This window comes from Cupriavidus gilardii, assembly GCF_013314895.1.
Taxonomy (GTDB): Bacteria; Pseudomonadota; Gammaproteobacteria; order Burkholderiales; family Burkholderiaceae; genus Cupriavidus; species Cupriavidus gilardii_C.
In genome coordinates, this window is sequence record NZ_JABTYE010000008.1 from 146,726 (window position 1) to 168,991 (window position 22,266).

21 protein-coding genes are annotated in these 22,266 nt (G+C 68.6%); 4 read left to right on the forward strand and 17 right to left on the reverse strand.

What is annotated here, in order from left to right; all coding sequences use genetic code 11:
- From HTY53_RS10375 to flgB, 8 genes are all read right to left on the reverse strand, one after another.
- Nucleotides 1-1,062, reverse strand: coding sequence for a flagellar basal body P-ring protein FlgI (locus HTY53_RS10375; RefSeq protein WP_254599898.1), 1,062 nt, complete (start codon nt 1,060-1,062; stop codon nt 1-3).
- A gap of 128 nt (nt 1,063-1,190) precedes the next feature.
- Nucleotides 1,191-1,880 carry a flagellar basal body L-ring protein FlgH gene (flgH, locus tag HTY53_RS10380; RefSeq protein ID WP_174106467.1) on the reverse strand — a complete coding sequence of 230 codons (690 nt, stop codon included), beginning with the start codon at nt 1,878-1,880 and terminating at the stop codon, nt 1,191-1,193.
- A gap of 11 nt (nt 1,881-1,891) precedes the next feature.
- The gene (gene flgG / locus HTY53_RS10385) at nt 1,892-2,677 is read right to left on the reverse strand and encodes a flagellar basal-body rod protein FlgG (protein WP_023264122.1); all 786 of its coding nucleotides are present in this window, start codon (nt 2,675-2,677) and stop codon (nt 1,892-1,894) included.
- A gap of 83 nt (nt 2,678-2,760) precedes the next feature.
- Entirely contained in the window at nt 2,761-3,504 is a 744-nt protein-coding gene (flgF, locus tag HTY53_RS10390) for a flagellar basal-body rod protein FlgF (RefSeq protein ID WP_006579130.1), read from the reverse strand.
- A 44-nt stretch (nt 3,505-3,548) separates the two neighbouring features.
- Nucleotides 3,549-4,766, reverse strand: a complete 1,218-nt coding sequence (flgE, locus tag HTY53_RS10395) for a flagellar hook protein FlgE (protein ID WP_174106402.1) — start codon at nt 4,764-4,766, stop codon at nt 3,549-3,551.
- A gap of 97 nt (nt 4,767-4,863) precedes the next feature.
- Nucleotides 4,864-5,526, reverse strand: coding sequence for a flagellar hook assembly protein FlgD (gene flgD / locus HTY53_RS10400; protein WP_174106403.1), 663 nt, complete (start codon nt 5,524-5,526; stop codon nt 4,864-4,866).
- Between the two features lie 43 nt (nt 5,527-5,569).
- Entirely contained in the window at nt 5,570-5,977 is a 408-nt protein-coding gene (flgC, locus tag HTY53_RS10405) for a flagellar basal body rod protein FlgC (protein ID WP_006579133.1), read from the reverse strand.
- Between the two features lie 7 nt (nt 5,978-5,984).
- Nucleotides 5,985-6,392: a flagellar basal body rod protein FlgB gene (flgB, locus tag HTY53_RS10410; RefSeq protein WP_174106404.1), complete on the reverse strand. Its 408-nt coding sequence runs from the start codon at nt 6,390-6,392 to the stop codon at nt 5,985-5,987.
- Nucleotides 6,393-6,776: 384 nt separating this feature from the next.
- Between flgB and flgA the strand changes: the two genes are divergently transcribed.
- The 3 genes from flgA to HTY53_RS10425 all read left to right on the forward strand — a co-directional run bounded on the left by flgA (nt 6,777) and on the right by HTY53_RS10425 (nt 8,427).
- On the forward strand, nt 6,777-7,508 hold the full coding sequence (gene flgA, locus HTY53_RS10415; protein WP_174106468.1) for a flagellar basal body P-ring formation chaperone FlgA: 732 nt from the start codon (nt 6,777-6,779) through the stop codon (nt 7,506-7,508).
- Between the two features lie 102 nt (nt 7,509-7,610).
- Complete coding sequence (flgM, locus tag HTY53_RS10420; RefSeq protein WP_174106405.1) at nt 7,611-7,919, forward strand: flagellar biosynthesis anti-sigma factor FlgM; 309 nt, start codon at nt 7,611-7,613, stop codon at nt 7,917-7,919.
- A gap of 49 nt (nt 7,920-7,968) precedes the next feature.
- Nucleotides 7,969-8,427 (forward strand): flagella synthesis protein FlgN, encoded by a 459-nt coding sequence (locus HTY53_RS10425; RefSeq protein WP_174106406.1) that lies wholly within the window; start codon nt 7,969-7,971, stop codon nt 8,425-8,427.
- A 15-nt stretch (nt 8,428-8,442) separates the two neighbouring features.
- Here the strand turns inward: HTY53_RS10425 and HTY53_RS10430 are convergent, their stop codons facing one another.
- The 8 genes from HTY53_RS10430 to flhB all read right to left on the reverse strand — a co-directional run bounded on the left by HTY53_RS10430 (nt 8,443) and on the right by flhB (nt 19,160).
- Nucleotides 8,443-9,423: a lysylphosphatidylglycerol synthase domain-containing protein gene (locus HTY53_RS10430; protein WP_254599894.1), complete on the reverse strand. Its 981-nt coding sequence runs from the start codon at nt 9,421-9,423 to the stop codon at nt 8,443-8,445.
- A 99-nt stretch (nt 9,424-9,522) separates the two neighbouring features.
- On the reverse strand, nt 9,523-10,743 hold the full coding sequence (gene clsB / locus HTY53_RS10435) for a cardiolipin synthase ClsB (RefSeq protein ID WP_174106407.1): 1,221 nt from the start codon (nt 10,741-10,743) through the stop codon (nt 9,523-9,525).
- Nucleotides 10,744-10,884: 141 nt separating this feature from the next.
- The gene (locus HTY53_RS10440; protein WP_174106470.1) at nt 10,885-11,304 is read right to left on the reverse strand and encodes a flagellar protein FlhE; all 420 of its coding nucleotides are present in this window, start codon (nt 11,302-11,304) and stop codon (nt 10,885-10,887) included.
- Between the two features lie 41 nt (nt 11,305-11,345).
- On the reverse strand, nt 11,346-12,062 hold the full coding sequence (locus HTY53_RS10445) for an RNA polymerase sigma factor FliA (protein ID WP_174106408.1): 717 nt from the start codon (nt 12,060-12,062) through the stop codon (nt 11,346-11,348).
- Nucleotides 12,063-12,081: 19 nt separating this feature from the next.
- A complete protein-coding gene (locus HTY53_RS10450) occupies nt 12,082-12,936 on the reverse strand; it encodes a MinD/ParA family ATP-binding protein (RefSeq protein ID WP_438820944.1) in 855 nt (284 codons plus the stop codon).
- A 1-nt stretch (nt 12,937) separates the two neighbouring features.
- Complete coding sequence (gene flhF, locus HTY53_RS10455) at nt 12,938-15,463, reverse strand: flagellar biosynthesis protein FlhF (protein ID WP_174106409.1); 2,526 nt, start codon at nt 15,461-15,463, stop codon at nt 12,938-12,940.
- A gap of 470 nt (nt 15,464-15,933) precedes the next feature.
- On the reverse strand, nt 15,934-18,021 hold the full coding sequence (flhA, locus tag HTY53_RS10460) for a flagellar biosynthesis protein FlhA (RefSeq protein ID WP_174106410.1): 2,088 nt from the start codon (nt 18,019-18,021) through the stop codon (nt 15,934-15,936).
- Nucleotides 18,018-19,160, reverse strand: coding sequence for a flagellar biosynthesis protein FlhB (gene flhB, locus HTY53_RS10465; RefSeq protein WP_174106411.1), 1,143 nt, complete (start codon nt 19,158-19,160; stop codon nt 18,018-18,020). The genes flhA and flhB overlap by 4 nt, the downstream gene beginning before the upstream one ends.
- Between flhB and HTY53_RS10470 the strand changes: the two genes are divergently transcribed.
- Nucleotides 19,057-21,576: a hypothetical protein gene (locus tag HTY53_RS10470; RefSeq protein ID WP_174106302.1), complete on the forward strand. Its 2,520-nt coding sequence runs from the start codon at nt 19,057-19,059 to the stop codon at nt 21,574-21,576. The two genes, flhB and HTY53_RS10470, sit on opposite strands and share 104 nt — an antisense overlap.
- Nucleotides 21,577-21,618: 42 nt before the next feature.
- Here HTY53_RS10470 and cheZ read toward each other — a convergent pair whose 3' ends face one another.
- Complete coding sequence (gene cheZ, locus HTY53_RS10475) at nt 21,619-22,257, reverse strand: protein phosphatase CheZ (protein WP_174106412.1); 639 nt, start codon at nt 22,255-22,257, stop codon at nt 21,619-21,621.
- Between the last annotated feature and the right edge of the window lie 9 nt (nt 22,258-22,266).

Below are 22,266 nucleotides of genomic sequence, written 5' to 3' on the forward strand. Positions count from 1 at the left end.
TCAGATGATTTCGAGCTCGGCGCGCAGCGCGCCCGCCGCCCGCATCGCTTCCAGGATGGTCTGCAGATCGGCCGGCGTCGCGCCCAGCGAGTTCAGGCCGCGCACCACCGCCGACAGCGAGGCGCCGGCGCGCACCAGCTGCAGCGAACCGCCGTCGCGCTTCAGATCGATCTGGGACACCGGCGCGACCACCGTTTCGCCGCCGCTGAACGGCGCGGGCTGGCTGATCACCGGCTGCGTGTTGATGACCACCGACAGGTTGCCGTGCGCGATCGCGCAGTCCTGCACGGTGACGTCCTGGTTCATCACGATCGAGCCGGTGCGGGCGTTCAGGATGACCTTGGCAGCGGCACGGGCCGGCGTGACGTCGATGTTCTCGATGCGCGCCAGCATCGACACGCGCTGCGACGACCCCTGCGGCACGCGCACCTGCACCACGCGCGCGTCGAGCGCGCTGGCCACGCCGCCGCCCAGATTTCGATTGATCGCGTCGACCACGCGCTCGGCGGTGCCGTAGTCGGAGCTCTTGAGCTCCAGCGTCAGCACGCCGTTGTCGGCCTGGAAGGCGGGCACCGCGCGTTCGACGATCGCTCCGTTGGCGATGCGGCCGACTGCCAGCTGGTTGATCTGCACCTTGCTGCCATTGGCGGACGCGCCCGCGCCGCCGACCAGCAGGTTGCCCTGCGCGATCGCATAGACCTGGCCGTCGGCACCCTTGAGCGGCGTCATCAGCAGCGTGCCGCCGCGCAGGCTCTTGGCATTGCCCATCGACGACACCACCACGTCGAGCTGGCTGCCCGGCTGCGCGAACGGCGGCAGCGTCGCGGTGACCATCACCGCGGCCACGTTCTTGAGCTGCATGTTGCGGCCGGCCGGCAAGGTGATGCCCAGCTGCGACAGCATATTGGTCAGACTCTGCGTGGTGAACGGCGTCTGCATGGTCTGGTCGCCGGTGTTGTCCAGACCGACCACCAGGCCGTAGCCGACCAGCGGGTTGTCGCGCACGCCCTGGATGGTCGCTAGATTCTTCAGGCGCTCGGCATGAGCTGCCCCTGCCGGCATAAGCAGGCCAACGGCGAGTGCAAGGGCCAGCGCGAACAGCGGCAGGAAGCCCGGCGTGCAGATGCCGGAACGGCTAGGGCGGAAACGACCGCAGAGGCAATCAGCCAGGCGCAAAGACATGACGCGATTCAGAACGGTGAAACGTTGAGGAAGAAGCGCTGCAGCCAACCCATGTTCTGCGCTTCGTCGATATAGCCCTTGGCGGTGTATTCGATGCGCGCGTCGGCCACCTGGGTGGACGGCACCGCGTTGTCGCCGGTGATCGTGCGCGGATTGACCACGCCCGAGAAGCGGATGAATTCCGCGCCCTGATTGATCGCCATCTGCTTCTCGCCGGACACCACCAGGTTGCCGTTGGCCAGCACCTCGATCACGGTGACCGTGATGGTGCCGTTGAAGGTATTGGCCGCGCTGGAGCCGCCGCTGGCGCGAATTCCGTTCTCGCCGCTGATGTTGGCGTTCTGGCTGGCGCCGAACAGGCCGCCGAGCGCGCGCGGCACCGCGTCGAAGGCCAGCGCGGCATTGCCGGTGCGCGAGGCGTTGGTGCCCGAGTTCTTCGACGCGTTGATGTTCTCGCTGATCACGATGGTCAGGATGTCGCCGACGTTGCGCGGGCGACGGTCCTCGAACAGCGGGTTGCCGGCGTAGGAGTTCTGATAGATCGAGCCGGTCGGCGCGATCATCGGCCGCTGCTCGGCCCGGGCCGTGGTCGGCATCTGCACCAGCGGCTCGCGCGGCATCAGCGCGCAGCCGGTGGCCAGCAGCGGCCCGAGAATGCAGGCCAGACGGCAGGCCGACCGGCCCAGACGGAACAGCATGGCGTTCATGTTCAACCCAGCTGAGTCAGGCGTTGCAGCATCTGGTCGGACGTCTGTACGGCCTTGCTGTTGATTTCGTAGGCGCGCTGGGTCTGGATCATGCTGACCAGCTCCTCGACCACGTTGACGTTCGACGCTTCGACGTAGTTCTGCTGCAGAATGCCGGCGCCGTTCAGACCTGGCACGGTCGGGTTCGGTGCGCCCGAGGCGTCGGTCTGCACGTACAGGTTCTCGCCCAGGCTTTCCAGACCGGTCGGGTTCATGAAGGTCGCCAATTGCAGCTGGCCGACCTGCACGTTATTGGCATTGCCCGGCTGCGTGACCGACACCGTGCCGTCGCGCGCGATGGTCAGCGAGGTCGAGTTGGCCGGGATGGCGATGGCCGGCTCGATCACGAAGCCGCTGGCGGTCACCAGCTGGCCGTTCTGATCGACCTGGAACGAGCCGTCGCGGGTGTACGCCGTGGTGCCGTCCGGCAGCGTGACCTGGAAGAAGCCCTGGCCGATGATGGCCACGTCCTTGGCATTGCCGGTCTGCTGGGGATTGCCCTGCGTGTGGATGCGCTCGGTGGCGACCGGGCGCACACCGGTACCGAGCTGCAGGCCCGACGGCAGCGTGGTCTGATCCGACGACAGCGCGCCCGGCTGGCGGATGGTCTGGTACATCAGTTCCTCGAACACCGCGCGGCTGCGCTTGAAGCCCGTGGTCGACACGTTGGCCAGGTTGTTCGAGATCACGTCCATCTGCGTCTGCTGCGCATCGAGGCCGGTCTTCGCAATCCAGAGAGAGCGGTTCATGGTGTTCCTTGGGTGGCGGGCACGCGCGGCGGCGTGCCCTGTCGATTCATTGGTGGGCGCGTGGCTGGGCGAGTGGGCGGCGCTTAACGGTTCGACAGCAGCGCATTGGCGCGCTGCTCGTTGGCGTCCGCGCCCTGGATCATCTTGATCTGCATCTCGAAGCGGCGCGCGTTGGCGATCATGTCGACCATCGCCTCGACCGGATTGACATTGCTGCCTTCCAGCGCGCCGGCAATCACGCGCACGGTCTGGTCGGTCTCCAGCGGCGCGGCGCCGGGCCGCAGCCGGAACAGGCCGTCGTCGCCGCGGGCGATCGCATCGGGCGGCGGATTGACCAGCCGCAGCCGGCCCACCTGCGCGAGGCCATTGGCGGTCTCGCCGGGGCCGCGCGCGGTGATGGTGCCGTCGTTGCCGATCGTCACCGTCGAGCCGGGCGGCACCGCGATCGGGCCGCCGTCGCCGAGCACCTGCAGGCCGTTCGAGGTCAGCAGCTGGCCGTCCGGGCCCACCTGCAGCGAGCCGGCGCGGGTATAGCCTTCCGCGCCGTCGCGCCCCTGCACCGCCAGCCAGCCGTTGCCCTTGATCGCGATATCGAGCGGACGCTCGGTATAGGTCAGGGGCCCGGCCTTCATGTCGGCGCCGGGCGTGCTGGCCAGCGTGAAGGCGCGGGTGGGCGTCTCCTGGCCGACCACCGGCACCGCGCGGAACATGTTGACCTGCGCGCGAAAGCCCGTGGTCGACACGTTGGCCAGGTTGTTGGCCACCGCGGCCTGCTGGTCCAGCGTCTGTTTGGCGCCCGACAGGGCGGTGTAGATCAGGCGATCCATCTGCGATTCCTATCCAATGCTTGCCGCTACCGTCGCCGTGCCGATCAGATGTTGACCAGCGTCTGCAGCACCTGGTCCTGCGCCTGGATGGTCTGTGCGTTGGCCTGGTAGTTGCGCTGCGCAATGATCAGGTTGACCAGCTGGCCCGACAGGTCGACGTTCGACGCTTCCACCGCGTTCGATTGCAGCTGACCCATGCTGCCGCCCGGCGAGCCGAGCAGCGGCTGGCCCGAGGCGCCGGTGGCGCTCCAGACGTTGTCGCCCTCGGGCTTGAGCCCTTCCACGTTGCCGAACGTGGCCATCACGACCTGGCCCAGCGACTGCGTCTGCTCGTTCGAGTAGCTGCCGAGGATGGTGCCGTCGGCTTCGATCGAGAAGCCCAGCAGCGAGCCCGAGGTATAGCCGTTCTGCACGATCGACTTCGGATCGTTGTCGTCGCCGAACTGCGTGGTGCCGGCCAGATCCAGCTGGATGTTCATCGCGGCGGCGCCGTTCGCGGCCGGCACGGTCACCGGAATCGTCGCGCCCGGCGCCGGCGTGACCAGCGCGCCGTTCAGGTCGAAGCGCATCGCGTTCGGACCCGACAGTTGCGCGCCGGTGGCGTCGGTCACGTAGACCTGCCAGTCGGTGCCGGTGGCGTCGGTCGCGCCCTTGCGGAAGTAGGCCGTGACCTGCTGCGCATTGCCCAGCGAGTCGAACACCTCGATGGTGCTGCTGTAGTTGAACATCGCGGCGGCGGGCGGGTTGCCGGCCGATGTCGCGAACGGCACGGTCGGCGCGGTGCCGCGCGAGTCCAGGTTGTATTGCGCGGTGATGCGGTCGGTGGCCTTCGGCGCCATCTGGGCGCTCGACACCACCAGCGGTTGCGGCTGCACGCCGCCGCCCGGCTGCACGCCGGCCGGATAGCCGGTCAGCTGCAGGCCCTGCGCGTTGGTGATGCGGCCGTCGTCGGTGCGCAGGAACTGGCCATTGCGCGAGAAGAACACCGAGCCGTCGGCGCCCACCATGCGGAAGAAGCCGTTGCCGCCGGTGATCGCCACGTCCAGCGAGCGGCCGCTCGCCTCGATATTGCCCTGCGTGAACGACTGCACCACCGAGTTCACGCGCGTGCCCAGGCCGACCTTCGAGCCGGCGTACACGTCGGCGAACTGCGCGGTCGACTGCTTGAAGCCGACGGTGTTCGCGTTGGCGATGTTGTTGCCGATCACGTCCAGATTCTGTGCCGCGGCGTTGATGCCGCTGACTCCTTGACCGAAACCCATGATTTCCCCTTGTTACGCGTCGTACGAAGTTGCCCGCGTCGGCGCCCGTGGCACCGCCGCGCTGGCGTTCTGTTGAATACCGATTACCGAATACCGATTAAAGGATCTTGCGGACGTCGTCGACCAGCGCGGTATGGCCGCCGCCGATATCGACCAGCACGCCATTGGCGTCGCCGCTGATGGCCTGCACCTTGCCGTAGACCAGTGCCACGGGCTGCACGCTCTTGCCGTCCGCGGTCGCGCTGACCTTGAACGTGTATTCGCCGTCCGGCACGGCGGCGCCGGCGTTGTTCTTGCCGTCCCAGCTGACGTCGTGCACGCCGGCGGTCTGCCCCTTCATGTCGATGGTGCGCACCACGTTGCCGTCCTTGTCCAGCACGTCGACGGTGACCGCGTCGGCGGTGGCGGGCAGATCGATGCCGAACTGGCTTGGCTTGCCGCCGGCGACGTCCACTTCCTTGCCGGGCACCATCACCGTGCGGCCGATCAGCGCGGCCGAATCCATCGCGCGGCTGGCGCTGACCTGGTTCAGCAGCTGGGCCAGCGTCGCGTTCATCGTCTGCATGCCGCTGACCGTGCTGATCTGCGCGAGCTGCGAGGTCAGCTGCGCGTTGTCCATCGGCTTGAGCGGGTCCTGGTTGTTCATCTGCGTGACGAGCATCTTCAGGAAGTTGTTCTGCAGGTCCGCGGCGCTGGACGCGCTGTTGGCCAGCTGGTTGGCAGCGCTGTTGTTGTTGCTGACGGGTGGCGTGGTGGTCATCGTTGGTCCCGTTGGTCCGGTTGGTCCGGTCGATATGGCGGAATCACTGACCGATGGTCAGCGTCTTGAGCATCATGTTCTTGGCGGAGTTCAACACCTCGACGTTGGCCTGGTAGGACCGCGACGCCGAGATCATGTTGACCATCTCCTCCACCGGATTGACGTTGGGCATCACCACGTAGCCGTCGGCATTGGCCAGCGGATGGGTGGGGTTGTGCACCATGCGGGGCGGCGAGGGGTCTTCCATCACGCCGCGCACCTGCACGCCGCCGATGTCGGCCTGGCCGGGCGTCGGCGCGAGACCGAACACCACCTGCTTGGCGCGATACGGCTGGCCGTTGGGCGCCACCGCGCTGTCCGCATTGGCCAGGTTCGAGGCCGTGACGTTCATGCGCTGCGACTGCGCGGCCATCGCCGAGCCCGTCACGTCGAAGATATTCATTGCCGGCATGGTTTCCTCACGACTGGATGGCGGACAACATGCCCTTGATCTTGGCGTTCATCACCGTCAGGCCGAACTCGTACTTGACCGAGTTGTCGGCGAACGCGACGCGCTCGGTGTCCATTTCGACGGTGTTGCCGTCGATGCTCGATTGCATCGGAATGCGGTACGCCAGCTCGAACTCGCTGGCGACCGAGGCCTGGCCCGGCAGATGGCGCGTCGAGGTGGTCGACAGCGACACGCCGTTGGCCTGCCGCCCGCGCTCGACCGATTCGGACAGCTGGCTGGCAAAGTCGAAGTCGCGGGCCTTGAAGCCCGGCGTATCGGCATTGGCGATATTGGCGGCGATCACCGATTGCCGCTGATTGCGCAGGTTCAACGCTTCCTGCTGGAAACGGAACGCCGCATCGAGTCTGTCGATCATGTCCGTATCTCGCTATCTCTCGCTATCGAGGAACGTGTGACGAAACCACGCGCCCCTGCGTCGGCAAGGGCGTGAGGGCGGCCGGGCATGGACCCGGCCTTCTTTACGGGTGCCATCTTAGGTGCCGGGTGGCCAGTGCAATCGGATGAATAGGACGGGGAAATCTGCGCATTTCGGGCGCAGGCCGCGCAGGCGGCTGCCTACAATGAGGTCTCGTTGCCGGGCTCATCGCCTCCGCGCGCGCGCCCGCGCCCGGCTTGCCCATTTGCTTTTCGCTCCGCCTGCTGGGATCACGCCATGTCTCGCTCGCTTCGTTGCTCGCACCGTTGCTCGCACCGTTGCTCGCCCCGTCGCTCGCGCCGATCGGCACCGGCCCGCCTCGCCGTGCTGGCGCTGTGCGCCGCGCTGCCATGGACCGCCGCGCTCGCGGCGACCGCCACGACGACGCCCGCGCCGCCCTCGCCGCCCGCGCCGCCACAGGCTGCGCAGCCCTCGCCGTTTACCGACGATCCGGTACGGGTCGCGGTCGAGCAATTCCTGCTGCGCGAGACCGCCGGGCTGCCGGGCAAGGCCAGCATCCAGGTGGTGCCCCCGTCCGGCGGACGCGCGCGCGAATGCGTGTCGCCGCAGCCGTTCCTGCCGGGCGGCGCGGCCGCCTGGGGCCGCGTCTCGGTCGGCGTGCGCTGCGGCGGCGAGCGGCCGTGGACCCGTTATGTCCAGGCGCGCGTTTCGGTGGTAGCCGATTACTACGTGGCCGCGCATGCGCTGGCCCCAGGCCAGCCGATCGGCCCGGCCGATCTGGAACTGCGTCAGGGCGATCTGGCCGGCCTGCCGCGCGCGGTCGTCACCGACCCGGCTCAGCTCGAAGGCGCCGTCACGGCCAACCGGATCGCCGCCGGCTCGCCGCTGCGGATGGACATGGTCAGGAAGGCTATCGCGGTCAAGCAGGGTCAGATGGTGGCCGTGACCATCGAAGGCGAGGCCTTCCAGATCCGCAGCGAGGGCAAGATCCTGGCCGACGCCGCGCCGGGCAACACCGTACAGGTCCGGCTCAAGAGCGGGCAGGTGGTCAACGGGCTGGTCCGCGACGCCGATACGGTGGTACTGCAGCAGTAGCCCCGGCCGTCGCCACAACGTCGTTACAGCGTGTCACAATTCGCGTCCTAAAGTTTGGCGACGCCGCACCGTTAAGCTGAGCAAACCCAGCAAGGACATCCCGTGAAGATCCACCAATCGACTCTGCCGCGCACCGGCGAAGGTGCCGCTGAAAGCACTGGACGCACCGCGTCGAGCCCCGTGTCGGGCGCCGCGCCGGCCGCTGGCGGCCTGACCATGAGCCCCCTGGGCAGCCAGGTCCGCGATATCGGCTCTCGTCTGGCCCATGAGGCCGACGGCGATATCGATCACGCCAAGGTGGAGGAAATCCGCCAGGCCATCGCCGAAGGGCGCCTGAAGATGGACCCGAGCAAGATCGCAGACGGTCTGCTGGCCACGCTGCGCGAACTGACGCAGGGCAACGGCCGCTGATCGGGCCGGGCAACCGATTTCCCTACCGACTTCCTTCGACTTCGTGCCCATGAGCCAAGCCCTGATCGCCAGCATGCAGCAGGAAACGCAAGCCATCGCGGCATTCGTCGACGCCCTGCAGCAGGAACGGACCGCGATTCGCACCGGCGACTTCCAGTCGCTGGGCGAGCTGGTACAGAGCAAGCATCAGCTGGCGCAGCAGATCGCCCAGCTGGGCACCGCGCGCCAGGCACAGATGGCTGCGCTCGGCATCCGCGTCGGCAACGGCCGGCAACTGGTGGGATTGCATATCGACGAAGGCGTCGCCACCGCCTGGCGCACGCTGATGCTGACCGCGCGCGCCGCGGCCGAAGCCAATACGCTGAACGGCGCCGTGGTGTCGGCGCATCTGGAATACACCCAGGAAGCACTGCAGACGCTGCGCCAGCGCGGCGACACGGCCACCGTCTACGGCCGCAATGGCCTCGCGCAGGCTGGCCCCCGCGGCGTCAGCCTGGCCAGCGGCTGAGCGTCTGTATCATCCTCACGCGGTCGGCTCGACCGTGCTGGCGCGCCGGCCGCGCGCCTCCAGCAGGAAATAGCCGATCGTCGCCGGCAGCATCGGCAGCAGGTAGTACATCGCCCGATAGGCCAGCAGCGCCGCCAGCAGCGCATGGTGTGGGACGCGATCGCCCAGCAGCACCACGAACACGGTTTCGAGCACGCCCAGGCCGGCCGGGATATGCGCGACCGCGCCGGCGATGCTGCCGATCAGCACCACGCCCAGCACCACCAGCAGCGGCACCGACGACGGCAGCAGCGTCTGGATGATGGCCGAGATGGTCAGCCAGTTGGTGATCGACAGCGCGCACTGCATCACCGCGAAGCGCAGCGGCGGCAGATGGAAGGCATGGCCGCGGACGGTCCAGCGGCGGCGCCGGGCCTTTGCACACGCAAGCAAATAGGCGGCAACCACGGCGAGCAACGCAAAGCCCGCGATCTGCAGCAGCGTCGCATTCAGCCCCCATTCGACCGGCAGCACCACCGTCCGTGCGGCCAGCACCGCGCCGAGCAGGGCCAGATAGCCGATCCAGTTGCTGACCACGCCGATGGTATAGACCGAGGCGATCTGCGCGCCCGACAGTCCGGCTCCTGAATACAGGCGATAACGAATGCCGAGCCCGCCGACCAGCGCGCCCAGGTTCAGATTGAAGGCGTAGCTGACGAACGCGATCACCAGCACGCGTGGCGACGACAGCCGATGCCGCGCATACCAGCGGCCCAGCAGATCGAACGCGGAATGCCAGAAGTAGCTGAGTATCACCAGCAGCGCGGCCGGGGTGAGCGTGCGGAAGTCGTATTCCTGCAGCGTGACCCAGACCTCGGCCCACTCGACCTTGGCCAGCTTCCTGACCACCAGCACCACCACCAGCGCGACGAAGACGATGCCCAGTACGCGGCGCACCTGCGCCCAGCGGCTGCGCCGCCGTGTTCCCGCGGAATGCGTCGCCTGTCTTGCCGTCATCCGGTTGCCGTCATCGATTTGCCGTCGTGGGGTCGCCGTCATCTATCTGCCGTCATCCAATTGCGGTCATCCAATCGCCATCGTCGAACTTGCCGTCATCTATTCCGCGCCGCTGGCGCCCCGCTTCAACACCGGAAATCGCCAGGGCCGGCGCGGCGGCTCGGCCGTGGCGACCACCAGCTTCGGCGTGTGGGCCGGCAGCCAGCCCGCCCAGGCGGGGAAGCGGCGCAGGAAGTGGAACATCAGCGTGGTCGCCGCCAGCTGCAGCGGCGCGCGCGGCGTCTCGCGATCGGGCGGGATCTCGCGGCAGGCATTGACCATCAGCGTGTCGAGATTGGCGCGCAGCTCGCGGGCAAAGCCGGCGTCGCGGATCACCAGGTTGGCTTCCAGATTCAGCGACAGGCTCAGCGGGTCGAGGTTGCTCGAACCCACCGTCGACCAGTCGCGGTCGATCACCGCGACCTTGCCGTGCAGCGGGCGCTCGCAATATTCGAAGATGCGCACGCCGGCGTCCTGCAGGTGGGCGTACAGCATGTCCGCCATCCGCTTGACCCACAGCATGTCCGGGTTGCCCTGCAGAATCAGCCGCACGTCGACGCCGCGCTGCGCCGCCTCGCAGATCGCATGCAACAGACGGTAGCCCGGCAGGAAGTAGGCGTTGGCGATCACGATCTGATGCCGTGCGGCGCGGATCGCCTGCAGGTACTCCCATTCGATATCGGTCGGATGCGCGTCGTTGTCGCGCGTGACCAGCCAGGCTGCCATGGTGCCGGCCGGCGGCGCGGGCGGTACCGCGGGCACCTCGACATCGCCCGGCGGCAGCGTCTGCACGAGGAAGCGATGCACCTCGTGGGCGGCCGGTCCTTCCACCTCGACCGCGTAGTCCTGCTTGGCCTGCGGGCCGTGGTCGGTCAGATGCTGCGCGGAGAAGTTGATGCCGCCGATGAAGGCGATGCGTCCGTCGATCGCGACCAGCTTGCGATGCAGCCGGCGAAACAGATTGGTCCGCACGCCCAGCAGCCGCCGGCGCGGCGCGAAGATATGGAAGCGCACGCCGGCCGCGACCATGCCGGAGACGAACTCCGGCGGCAGGTCGGGCGACCCGTAGCCGTCGACGGTGATCGCCACGTGCACGCCGCGCCGGGCCGCCGCGATCAACGCCTCGCGCAGCGCCACGCCGACGCGGTCGTCGAACAGGATGAAGGTTTCCAGCAGCACGCTGGTCTGCGCGGCGGCAATTGCGGCGAATACACGCGGGAAATACTCGTCGCCGTTTTCCAGCAGGCGGATGCGATTACCGCTGGTTCGGTTGGGGCTCATTTCGATGTCTCGCTGCCATATTCTCGCTAGGCAACAAGCACATTCAATGCCACCCGCCCCGGGCCGGCAAGACCACCACAAATCACATCGTTACAACGGCGACTTTCAGGTCACCTTGCGGCGCATCGTGGCGAATGCGATTCAGCGGTAGTTGACCGTGACCTGGCTGGTCTGGCCTTGCAGCACGGGCGTCAGCGGGCCTTGTCCAGGTATCCGGAAGGCGAACACGAAGCCCTTGTCGGCATCGTCGCCGCGGAAGGCATCCGTCTTGCCTTCGGGCCCCGGCAGCAGCACGCAGCGATTGGCATTACAGAGATAGGCTTGCAGATTTGGCGGTGGCACCCGGGCAAAACGGTAACGCCAGCGCACCGCGGTGATCACTCCCTCCGACTGCGTCAGATAGCCGCTGGGTAGGATAGGCGCCGACAAAGCCCGCACGCCGCGGCCATGCAACGCCGGCGCCGGCACCGACGCGGTCCAGGCATGGCGCGAGTCGCCGCCGAAGTTGGTGTGGATCAACGGCGAGGCCGCTACGCCGGTCGCCGTCACGGTCGCCGTCATCGACAGCAGCACGGCGACCGCGCGGGAGACGCGGCCAGACATCACAGCAGCCCGCGCAACTGGCTGCGCAGCCGGTTGATCGCCTGGCTGCGGATCTGGCACACGCGCGACTCGGTGACCTCGAGCACCGCGCCGATCTCGCGCAGGTTCAGCTCCTGGTCGTAGCACAGCGACAGCACCAGCTTCTCGCGCTCGGGCAAGCGCTCGATCGCGCGGATCAGCGCGCCGCGCATGCCGCTCTCCATCAGCAGCGTCAGCGGATTGCCGTCCTCGCTGACGGTCAGATGGCGATCGAGGAAATCCTCCTCGCCGGAGCGCTCGAAGTCCTCGTAGTGCAGCAGCTGGCAGCCATAGACCTCGTTGAGCATGCTCTGGTATTCGTCCAGCGGCATCTCCAGCTCGTCGGCGACCTCCGAGTCCAGCGGTGCGCGGCCGAGCTTCTGCTCCAGCGCGCGCACGGTCCGTTCGATCCGTCGCGTCGATTGGCGCAGACTGCGCGACTGCCAGTCATTGGCGCGTACCTCGTCGAGCATCGCGCCGCGGATACGCTGGCTCGCATAGGTCTCGAAGCGCGCGCCATGCGTGTCTTCGTAGCGGCGCGCGGCGTCGAGCAGGCCGATCATGCCGGCCTGGATCAGGTCGTCCAGTTGCACGCTGGCCGGCAGCTTGGCCGCCAGTTGCAGCGCGATGCGCCGTACCAGCGGCGCATGGGTCTGGACGGTGTCGGTCTGTTCGAGCTTTCCCTGGATCGTGTACATGGTGGAATTCTCGTGAGGGCTAGCAGGCCATCGCCGATGCGGGCGGCACAGCGCTTGCGGAAGCGTGTCTGGCAGCGGTCGCTGCGCCGGTGGCGGGCATCGGTTCGGGATCGGATGGAAGGGGCCAGCCAGCGATGCTGGCGGCAAGTCGGCGCAGCATCGCGGTGGCTGGCGCACCGGGGAACGCATCGACCACGCCGCGCGCCAGCGCCGTGCTGCGCGCGACCAGCGGGTCGGCCGGCAGCACGCCGGCGCAGCGCGCCTGCACGCCCAGGTATTGGCCGGCCGTGCGCGCCAGATTGCCGGCGATCGCGATCGCCGACGCTTCGCTGGCGGCGCCGTTGACGACCAGCTCGAACTGCCGGCAGGCGTAGCGGTGATGCAGCCGCTTGATGCAGGCGTAGGCCGCGGTCAGCGATTGGCGCTCGGGCCGCATCACCACCACCAGGTTGTGCGCCGCGCCGGAGAAGCGCGACAGCGCCCCATCGGCGCCGACACGCGCATCGCTGACGACGGTGCGAAAGCCCTGCAGCGCCTGCAGCGGGCCCCAGGCCAAAGGGTCGCCTGGCAGCAGCGCGGGCATGCCGGGTTCGCGGCGTCCCAGCGCGGCGTCGACCGCGATGGCGCCGCCCAGCACCTGGGCCAGCGTGCCGGCAGGCGAGGCCCCGGCCAGGCGCGTTGCGCGCGCGTGCGACAGGTCTTCATCGACCAGCAGCACATGCTCGCCCTGCATCGCCAGCGCATGCGCCAGGCCCAGCGCAACCGTGGTCGCACCGGCACCCGGCTCGCAACCGAGCACGGCAATACGGCGGGTGGCGCGCGGCGCCAGCATGCGGCGCAGGCTTTCGGCCTGATCGACGGCAAGCATGTTCAACTCAGTCTCCGAGCGCGGCCAGATCGAACTTCGCGGACGCGTTCGCAGGCGAGCCGGCGGCCGTCTGCGTCATTCGCTGCGCGAGATGCTGTGCGGATTCGGGCAGGGCCGACGTCGCCAGCACAGGCTCGGCCGCGACCTTCGCGGCGGGCATTGCTTCGGCCGCTGCGTCGTTTTGGTTCCGCACGGCCGTAGCCTCGGCGGCGGGACGGCCGGGGAAGTTTTCCAGCACGTCGAGCAGGGCCAGCAGGCGGCCCAGCCCCTCGAGCAGCGCGGCCGCGCCCGGCACCGCATCCCTGGCGGCGGCACGGCCTGCCAGGCCGGCGAGGCAATCGATCGCCGCCGCGTCCGGCGCATGGGCCAGCCGCAATGCGGTCATGCCGGCTTGCAGCGCGACCAGCGCATCGACGTCAAAGGCTTGCGGCGACGTGCCGGCCGGACGGCCGAGATGGTCCAGCGCATGACGCAGCGTGCGGCATTGCAGCGCCGCGGCCTCGCCCCAGCGCGCCCACTGGGCGAGCTGTGCGCCGGCACCGGCGAGCGCCGGATCTGCCAGCAGATAGTCGACGGCCAGCGTCTGGCCGCTGACTCGCTCGATGGTGCGCACCACCAGCAGCACGGCGTCGATGCCGCCCTCGGTGGCGGCGCTGCGCGCCGCGCGCGCCTGTCCTTCGATCACGCGCACCCGGGTCTGTGCGATCCATTGCACCGCGTCGCGGTCGCGCCAGCGCAGTTCGGCCTGCGCGTGGAAGGTCAGCGTGTCGGCCAGCGCATCGAGCTTCCATGCCGTGCCATCGCACAGCACGCGGGCGCTCTTGCGCGCGCAAGCCAGCCAGCGTTCGCCGCTCGACTGCCAGCGTTGCAGCGCGGCGCCGGCCGGCATCGTGTCGAGCAGATGCACGACGGTCCGGCGCGCGGCCAGCGCGGCACGCCAGTCGGCCATCTCTTCATCCCAGCCGCTGGCCTGCGCCGTGCGCACCAGCGGCGTGACGGTGGCCATCAACGGTATGCCGTCGCGATCGCCGAGCCACAGCGTGTGCTGCCAGGGCTGCGGCGCGCGGCGGCCCGGCACCGCGCACGGCAGCGTCACGGAGGCGGACAGCACGAAGTGTTCGCAATGGCGGCTGGCGTCCTGGCAGACGGCATCGCGGACCTGGCGGACCAGCGGTCGCAGTTCGGTGCGGGCGCCACGGCCAGACCACAGCTCGCGCAGCAGCGCAAAACCATAGGGGCCCTCGCGCAGCGCGTTGACGCAGGCGCCCACGGCATGGCCGCTGTCGGCGATCGTTCGAAGCACGTCGTGCGCTTCGTTGCGGGCGCCGTGGCCGGTGTCGCCGGCATCGTCGCTGCCTTGTGCGGCCAGCGCGCGACGCGCGGCCTGCGCATCGGCGAACACCGAGCCGCGGCGCGGCATCAGGAAGGCGCGCTCGACCAGTGCGTCGCCGCGTGCCAGTTCCAGATGCTCGGGCACGCGCTGGCCGGTCGAGGCGTAGAAGACCGGCAGCCGGTGCCGGATCACCACGTCGAGCACCGAACCGAGGTGGGTGGCTTCGTCGAGCTTGCTGATGATGCAGCCGTCGATGCCGGCGCCCGGCGCGGCGTCGTGGCGGTAGGCGTGCACCACCTCGTTGAGCGTATCGCCGTGGCTGGCGCCGTTGAGCAGCAGCACGCGCTGCACCGGCGCGGGCACGCCGGCCAGCATCGCGATCTGCTCGGACAGATTGCGGTCGCGCTGGCTCATGCCGACGGTATCGATGATGACCAGATGCTTCTGCGACAGTGCGCCGAGCGCGAAGCGCAGGTCGGCGGCGTCCTTGACCGCATGCACGGGCACGCCGAGGATGTCGCCGTAGATGCGCAGTTGTTCGTGCGCGCCGATACGGAAGGTGTCGGTGGTCAGCAGCGCCAGCTTGTCGGCGCCGTGCTTCAGCACGAAGCGGGCGGCCAACTTGGCGGTGGTGGTGGTCTTGCCGACGCCGGTCGGGCCGACCAGCGCGAGCACGCCGCCCTGACCGAACAGGGCGTCTTCGTCGGCCAGCACCGGCACCTTGCTGGCGATCTCCTGGCGGATCCAGCCCATCGCCGCGGGGCGATCGTAGCCGGCCGGCAGCCGCGCCAGCAGCGTGCGCGCCAGTTGCGCGGAAAAGCCCGCGCCCACCAGCCATTCGAACAGCGACTCGCGCAGCGGATCGGCGGCGGCGGCCGGCACGGCAGGGACCGCGATGCCCGACAGCTGCCGCTCGATCAGCGCGCGCATCGATTGCAGTTCGCCGCGCAGGTCGCCCAGCGCGTCCTGCTCGCGGGCCTCGGCCTCGAAAGCCGGTGCGGAAATCGGTGCCGGCATCGCCGGCTGATAGGCCGGCGCGCTGCTCGACAGCGTGTCGAGCTCGGTGTCGCTCATCGCGACGATCTCCACGCCGCCCTCGACGGTACGGTTCGACAGCACCACGGCGTCGGGACCCATCGCCTCGCGCACCCGACGCAGGGCTTCGCGGCCGGTGGCCGCCACAAATTTGGCTACGCTCATGTTTCGCGACCCTTGTTTCAGCGGGATCCAGCGGCACCGCCGGTCATGGCAATGAATCGGTGTTCGGTTGTCCGGCACCGCGGCATGGCATGGCGGTGCCGCGATGGTGTCGGCGTACGGCCGACGGGCGCCGGCCGGTCTGTTGTCGCGCGGTGGCAGCGGGCGTCTCGCGCAGGGAAGAGAAGCGGGACGTTGCGGGGATCGCCGCATTCGGCCATCGATACCACGTTGCGAAGCGGCAGCCGGCCTCCTCGACGTATCGATTATGCGAGCGGGAGTCTTGTGCTATTGGGCTGAATAGGCGGGGGATTGCGGCGCTATTTGGGCGATGACGACACCGCATGGCCTCGTCTCAGGGTTAACGGCAGCGCGCGGCATTTCTTTCGGCCCGTGATGAAAAACAGGCGACGGAGAGTGCCCCCGTCGCCTGTTCGCGCCGCGTATGCGACGCCGGCCCGGTCGAAATCAACTCAGCCCGCGCCGCCGATCATCGCGGTGATACGGATGTTGCGGTTGTCCGGCACCTCGGAGTGCGACAACACCCGCAGTTGCGGCATGGTCCGTCGCAGGAAGCGGGACAGCAGCGGCCGCAGCGCATGCGGGACCAGCAGCACCGGGTCCAGACCCAGTTGTTCCTGGCGTGCCACCGCACCCTGCGCCTGCTGCAGCAGCGCATCGGCCAGGCCAGGTTCGATGCTGCCGCCCGAGTTCAACGCCTGCGACAGCACGCGCTCCAGGCCGGCGTCGAGACCGATCACCTGCAGGTCGGCGCCGTTCGGGAACCACTGCTGCGTGATCGCGCGGCCCAGTGCCATGCGCACCAGCGCGGTCAGCTCGTTCGGGTCGCTGATCTTCGGCGCATGTTCGGCGATCACTTCGAGGATGGTGCGCATGTCGCGGATCGGCACGCTTTCGTCCAGCAGGTTCTGCAGCACCTTCTGCAGTGCCGTCAGCGTGATGGTCTTGGGCACCAGATCCTCGGTCAGCTTCGGCGACTCCTTGGCGATGCGGTCCAGCAGTTGCTGCACTTCCTGGCGGCCCAGCAGCTCCGCCGCATGCTGATGAATCAGATGGTTCAAATGCGTGGCGACCACGGTGCTGGCATCGACCACGGTATAGCCGAGCGCCTGCGCCTGTTCCTTGATGCCGCTGTCGATCCAGACCGCCGGCAGGCCGAAGGCCGGGTCGCGCGTCGGCGTGCCGGGCAGCGTGCCGCTGACCTGGCCCGGATCGATCGCCATCCATTGGCCCGGCACGGCCTCGCCGTAGCCGATCTCGACGCCCTTGAGCGTGATGCGGTAGGCGTTGGGCTTCAGTTCCAGGTTGTCGCGGATATGGACCACCGGCACCAGGAAGCCGACCTCCTGCGCCACCTTCTTGCGGATGCTCTTGATTCGGCCCAGCAGCTCGCCGTTCTGCGCGCGGTCGACCAGCGGAATCAGCCGGTAGCCGACCTCCATGCCAAGCGGATCGACCAGCGTGACGTCGTCCCAGGTGGCCTCGGTGTTCTCGTTCGCCAGCGCCGGCGCCCGCTCTTCCCGCTTGGCGGTCTGCCTGGCCGCCAGCTTGCGCTTGCCGACATAGGTGCCGAACCAGATCAGGCCCCCGGCCAGCAGCAGGAAGGCGACGTGCGGCATGCCGGGAATGATGCCGAGCAGGCCGATGATGCCGCCCGTCAGATACAGCACGCGCGGATCGGAGAACAGCTGGCCGGTCAGCTGCTCGCCGACGTCCTGCTCGTTCGACACGCGCGAGACGATGACACCGGCCGCGGTCGAGATCACCAGCGCCGGAATCTGCGCGACCAAACCATCGCCGATGGTCAGCAGCGTGTAGTTGCGCACCGCCGTCGAAAAGTCCAGGTCGTGCTGGATCATGCCGACCACCATGCCGGCAAAGACGTTGATGAACATGATCAGCAGGCCGGCGATCGCGTCGCCGCGCACAAACTTGCTGGCGCCGTCCATCGCGCCGTAGAAGTCCGATTCCTGCGCGACTTCGGCACGGCGCTTGCGCGCGCCCTCCTCGTTGATCAGGCCGGCGTTCAGGTCGGCGTCGATCGCCATCTGCTTGCCCGGCATCGCGTCCAGCATGAAGCGCGCGCCGACCTCGGCGATCCGGCCCGCGCCCTTGGTGATCACCATGAAGTTGATCACCACCAGGATCGCGAACACCACGATGCCGACCGCGAAGTTGCCGCCGACCAGGAAGTGGCCGAAGGCCTCGATCACCTTGCCGGCGGCGTCCGGACCCTTGTGGCCCTCGAGCAGCACCACGCGGGTCGACGCGACATTCAGCGACAGCCGCAGCAGCGTGGAGAACAGCAGCACGGCCGGAAACGCCGCGAAGTCCAGCGGCCGCTGCGTGTACATGCCGACCAGCAGCACCATGATCGACAGCGCGATATTGAAGGTGAACAGCAGATCGAGCAGGAACGGCGGCAGCGGCAGCACCATCATGCCGAGGATCATCACGATCAGCAGCGGCCCGGCCAGTGCCTTCAGCTGACCGGCGGACTGCCCGGCAGGCAGTCGGAACAGCGAATTCAGTGCATTCATGCGCGGCTTTCCGGTACGGCGAGTTCATCGGGCACCGGCAGGCCGGTCGGGGCCTCGGGCAGCGGCCCGTTGGCGTGGTGCCAGTGTTTCAGTTGATAGACCCAGGCCAGCACCTCCGCGACGGCGGTGTACAGCCCGGACGGGATCTCGTGGCCCAGTTCGACATGCCGGTGCAGCGCGCGCGCCAGCGGCGGCGCGGACAGGATGGGCACGCGATGCTCGGCGGCCAGTTCGCGGATGCGGGCGGCCACCTCTTCGGTGCCCTTGGCGACTACGCGAGGGGCGCCCATGCGGCCCTCTTCGTAGCGCAGCGCCACGGCGAAGTGGGTCGGGTTGGTGACCACCACGTCGGCCTTGGGCACTTCGGCCATCATCCGGCGCCGCGCCATCTGGCGTTGCAGCTGACGGATGCGGCCCTTGACGTGCGGGTTGCCCTCGCTTTCCTTGTGCTCCTGCTTGACCTCTTCCTTGGTCATGCGCAGCTTCTTGAAGTAATCGAAGAACTGCCAGGGCACGTCGATCGCCGCGACCAGCAGCAGCGAGCCGGCGGCCAGCGCACAGCACAGCAGCACCAGTTCGAGCAGGCGCAGCAGCGCCTCGTGGATCGGGGCGTTCATCAGCGCCACCGCATCGGGCAGATGGCGCCACAGCACCCAGAAACCCACGCCGCCCACCAGCAGCGACTTGGCGACGGCCTTGGTCAGCTCGACCAGCGACTGCATCGAGAACAGCCGTCCCAGTCCCTTGAACGGGGACAGCCGCGAGAAATCGGGCATCAGCGACTTGGTGGAGAACAGCCACCCGCCCAGCGCCAACGGCGCCAGCAGTGCCGCGACGGCAAACAGCAGCAGCAGAGGCAGCACGCCCAGCAGCGATTCCCACACCAGTTGCGCGAAGCCAGCCAGCATGCGGGCCGGATCGTGGGCCACCGCGGGCTCGAACGACAGCGCCGCCCGCATCACGGTATCGAGCTTGCGCCCCAGCATGCCGCCCAGACCCCACAGCCCGGCGACGCCGGCCATCAGCATCACGAAGGTGCCGAGCTCGCGCGAACGCACCACCTGCCCCTCCTCGCGCGCCTTTTCCAGGCGCCGGGGTGAGGCGGGTTCGGTTTTTTCGAGATCGCTTTCTTCGGACATGGCCGCTCCGTGGCGAAGCGGCATGCTGCCCTTCGACCGGGTCGATTATCGGAGCGGGGGTGCCGGAGTATTAGGGCGAATAGGCGGGGGATTGCGGCGCTATTTGGGCGATGGCAGGGGCCTGCCGCCAACGCGGATCGCCCCCCGGACCGGCCAGGCGAGCCCGACCGGCCGGGTCCGGCCCCATTGGGCAACCTTCCAATCGGATCTGCAGGAGCCAGCCGATTTGCGCAAGCGGCTCGTCCGCGCTTGCCAAATTCTTTCGGCTTCGTCCTCACCGGTTCCCTGCCCCTCGATCCTGGAGAACACCATGCCGCTCGAGTTCGTCATCTCGTCGTCCGGCGCAGCGATCGCCGCCGCGTCGCGACATCCCGCCCCACCCGCTTCAGACGGCATTGCCATGCCGCCGGAAGCGGGCCGGATCAGGCTCGACACACTGCCAAAGTGCGTGCTCGCGCAGGTGGCCGGGCGGCTCGACGCCGGGGCGACGGTCGCGCTGTGCCGCGCCTCGAAGCGCCTGCATGCCGCGCTGGAACGCGACTTCGCCGCGCCGATCCGGCTTGCCGAGCGTCTGCCGTGGATCGTTGCCAATGGCGCCTTTCAGCGCTGGCTGCGCGACGCCCAGCAGATCGCGCCCGCGCAGCTTCACCGGTTGCCGGTGATGGCGCAGCTGCAGCACCTCCATCCGGACCTCCGCCAGCGGGCGCTCGGTGCGATGCTGTCGACGCTGTCCACCACGCCACCGGCGCAGCGTGCGGACAGCTTCGACACAGTGCTCGCGCTGGCGCGCGCGAATCGTGTGGGCCCGTTGACGGACTGGATCCGGTCGGCACCCGGCGGCGAGTTTCGCCTGCGGGGTACGGCCGAATGGGTCGAGCTCGCACTGACGCTGCCCGCGTGCGGGTGCACGGCGATGCTCGATGCGCTCGCCATCCGGCTCTCGCGCGAGAACGTCGGCCAGTGGAGAGACTTGCTCGATGCCATGCTGGCCCGCGCCCGCACCATGCGCGGCCCCGACCAGCGCGCCGCGCTGCTGACCGCGCTGGCACGGGCGCTGGCGCGGCCGTTCGTCGATATCGGCGGCATGCCGTGGCGCGCCGCGCTGTGGCACGAGGCGCTGCACCAGTGCGGCTCGCTGCCATCCGCGATGCGGCTGCCGATCTGGGTCGAACTGGCCAAAGGCGCCGCGCACGAACTCTCCGCGGCCGCCGACGGCGACGTAGCGGCGCAGCCCGCCGATACCTGCTGGCACAGCATCATCGAGGTCATCGCGCGTCAGATGACCCCGGCGCAAGCCAGCGAGGCGATGGTCGCCATGGTGGAGGCGGTGGATGGGCATGCCGAACTTGCCGACGACGTGGGGCCGTTGATCGCGCTGATGGCAGCGGCGAGCCGGCTGCCCGACCCGCTGGCCGTGCCGGTGCTGACCCGCGTGATCGAGCAGGCGCATCGCAACGCCTCCAGCGAAGTGTTCCGGTCAATATGGATTGCCGTATTCGATGCTTCCCATGCTCTGGAGCCCGTGCTGCAGCAGAAGGTGTTGGGCGCGCTGGGCCAGCGCCTCGGCTACGCGGACGGCATGGTCGACCGCTGGCTCGCGCTGACCGAGCGCGTGGCCGCGCTGCCCACGGCGCTGCGGTTCCGGCCCCTGCTGGACGTGCTCCACAGCGAAATGAATCCGGAGTTGCCGGCCGCGATCACGGTGCCGCGTCTGATGACGCTGCTCGACGGTTTCGACGACGACGACCGTCCCACGATGCTGGCGGCCATGATGCACGTGTACAACGACGACCTGCCCTCGTGGCGCGCCATGGTCCATGCCGCAGTTCAACTGCCGTTGCGCCAGCGGCTCGGGCCATTTCTCGCTATCGCACAGAATCTGGCCACCGGTTGTGCGCTGCCCGAGGTGGGCACCCCGCTGGCGGCGCGCCCCTACGAGGTGTCGTTTGCCACCTGGCCGACGGCCGAGCCGCAGGCGCGGCGCCAGTTCACCGAGCTGCTTGGCATGCTGACCTGGGCCGACCGCGGCGCCCTATTGCTGTCGCTGGCACCTTGCGCCCACTTCGACAGGATGATCTGGCTGATCGAGGAAGGCATGCAGCTTCCCCGCAGCGGGCGGCACGAAGTCAGGCTGTTGACGACGCTGGCCGAGCGGGCCAACCGGCTGACCGACATCAACGACGCCGTCCGGATCCTGCCGGCGTTGGCGCGCGCCATCTGCACCTTGCCGCCCGATCAGTGCGCCTCGGCGGTGTACTGGCTCGCCGATGCCTGCGCAAAGCACAACCTGAGGGGCTTGTTCGACCCGGTGCGCGACCGCTTTGACCGCGTGCTGCCGAGCGAGGACAGTCGGCCGGGCCCGCTGGCGCGCGGCGCTCTCAAACGGAAGGCGCCGGTGCCGGACATCGACGGCTGAGTGCGACGGCCGTTGCGTTGGTGCCCCGGCGCGCGACAGGCTTCAGAAGCCCAGGCTCGCCAGCAGGTCGTCGACCTGCGACTGGTCCGACACCACGTCGTGCTTGCCTTCCGGATTGACCTGCGGTCCGTTCATCAGCGTCGCCGGGCCGCTTTCCACGCGGCGCTCGGCCGGGACATTGTCGATCAGCATCTGCAGCAGTTCCTGCTCCAGCGTCTGGATCATGTCCATCATCTTCTTGATGACCTGACCGGTCAGATCCTGGAAGTCCTGCGCCATCATGATGTCCAGCAGGTGGCTGCCGGTGGCGCGGGCCTGTGCCGGCACGTCGGTCAGGAACGCCCGGGTGTCCAGCACCAGCTCGCGCGCATCGGCCAGCCCGACCGGTCGCGCAAACCAGTCCTCCCAGCGCTTGTCGAGCGCCTCGGCCTGCTTCTCGAGCCCTGCCTGAATCGGCTGCGCCAGCTCGACCGCATTCAGCGTGCGTTCGGCCGCCTTCTCGGTCATGTTGGCAATGTAGCTGAGCCGGTCGCGGGCATCGGGAATGGCCTGGGCCGCGCGCTCGATCTCCTTGTCCAAGCCCAGCTCGCGCATGCTGTCGCGCAGCATGCGAGTCAGGCTGCCGATACGCTGGATGATCTGCTCGGCGGACTCGATATTGATATTCGACGTGGTGGACATAACGGCTGC

What these genes read in the sequence shown, in the direction of transcription:
- HTY53_RS10375 (WP_254599898.1), bottom strand. Translation starts at nt 1,062, where the DNA reads ATGCCGGCAGGGGCAGCTCATGCCGAGCGCCTGAAGAATCTAGCGACC.
- flgH (WP_174106467.1), bottom strand. Translation starts at nt 1,880, where the DNA reads ATGCTGTTCCGTCTGGGCCGGTCGGCCTGCCGTCTGGCCTGCATTCTC.
- flgG (WP_023264122.1), bottom strand. Translation starts at nt 2,677, where the DNA reads ATGAACCGCTCTCTCTGGATTGCGAAGACCGGCCTCGATGCGCAGCAG.
- flgF (WP_006579130.1), bottom strand. Translation starts at nt 3,504, where the DNA reads ATGGATCGCCTGATCTACACCGCCCTGTCGGGCGCCAAACAGACGCTG.
- flgE (WP_174106402.1), bottom strand. Translation starts at nt 4,766, where the DNA reads ATGGGTTTCGGTCAAGGAGTCAGCGGCATCAACGCCGCGGCACAGAAT.
- flgD (WP_174106403.1), bottom strand. Translation starts at nt 5,526, where the DNA reads ATGACCACCACGCCACCCGTCAGCAACAACAACAGCGCTGCCAACCAG.
- flgC (WP_006579133.1), bottom strand. Translation starts at nt 5,977, where the DNA reads ATGCCGGCAATGAATATCTTCGACGTGACGGGCTCGGCGATGGCCGCG.
- flgB (WP_174106404.1), bottom strand. Translation starts at nt 6,392, where the DNA reads ATGATCGACAGACTCGATGCGGCGTTCCGTTTCCAGCAGGAAGCGTTG.
- HTY53_RS10425 (WP_174106406.1), top strand. Translation starts at nt 7,969, where the DNA reads ATGAGCCAAGCCCTGATCGCCAGCATGCAGCAGGAAACGCAAGCCATC.
- HTY53_RS10430 (WP_254599894.1), bottom strand. Translation starts at nt 9,423, where the DNA reads ATGACGGCAAGACAGGCGACGCATTCCGCGGGAACACGGCGGCGCAGC.
- clsB (WP_174106407.1), bottom strand. Translation starts at nt 10,743, where the DNA reads ATGAGCCCCAACCGAACCAGCGGTAATCGCATCCGCCTGCTGGAAAAC.
- HTY53_RS10440 (WP_174106470.1), bottom strand. Translation starts at nt 11,304, where the DNA reads ATGACGGCGACCGTGACGGCGACCGGCGTAGCGGCCTCGCCGTTGATC.
- HTY53_RS10445 (WP_174106408.1), bottom strand. Translation starts at nt 12,062, where the DNA reads ATGTACACGATCCAGGGAAAGCTCGAACAGACCGACACCGTCCAGACC.
- flhF (WP_174106409.1), bottom strand. Translation starts at nt 15,463, where the DNA reads ATGAGCGTAGCCAAATTTGTGGCGGCCACCGGCCGCGAAGCCCTGCGT.
- flhA (WP_174106410.1), bottom strand. Translation starts at nt 18,021, where the DNA reads ATGAATGCACTGAATTCGCTGTTCCGACTGCCTGCCGGGCAGTCCGCC.
- flhB (WP_174106411.1), bottom strand. Translation starts at nt 19,160, where the DNA reads ATGTCCGAAGAAAGCGATCTCGAAAAAACCGAACCCGCCTCACCCCGG.
- cheZ (WP_174106412.1), bottom strand. Translation starts at nt 22,257, where the DNA reads ATGTCCACCACGTCGAATATCAATATCGAGTCCGCCGAGCAGATCATC.